The sequence below is a fragment of the Citrobacter sp. Cpo090 genome, assembly GCF_030332665.1.
GTDB lineage: Bacteria > Pseudomonadota > Gammaproteobacteria > Enterobacterales > Enterobacteriaceae > Citrobacter > Citrobacter portucalensis.
Map to the genome: position 1 here is coordinate 1 of NZ_JAOWHK010000014.1, position 311 is coordinate 311.

At 51.8% G+C, this 311-nt stretch carries 2 tRNA genes; both read left to right on the plus strand.

Annotated elements, in window-relative coordinates:
* Position 1 precedes the first annotated feature (1 nt).
* Positions 2–77 (plus strand) — tRNA-Gly (locus OGY83_RS00745).
* Positions 78–233: 156 nt separating this feature from the next.
* Positions 234–309, plus strand: a tRNA-Gly gene (locus OGY83_RS00750).
* Positions 310–311: the final 2 nt, after the last annotated feature.

Here is a 311-nt window from a genome sequence, read left to right on the forward strand (position 1 = left end):
TGCGGGAATAGCTCAGTTGGTAGAGCACGACCTTGCCAAGGTCGGGGTCGCGAGTTCGAGTCTCGTTTCCCGCTCCAAAATTTGAAAGTGCTTGTTAAGCACAGACCACCAATCGCAGAATTTCGAATTGCGATAAGGCGGCAACTGAATGAGTCCTTAGGAGCTTACTAAAGTAAGTGACTCAGGCGAATGAAGGCAGCCAACGCAGTAGCGGTTCGAAAGACGAAGATTATGCGGGAATAGCTCAGTTGGTAGAGCACGACCTTGCCAAGGTCGGGGTCGCGAGTTCGAGTCTCGTTTCCCGCTCCAAA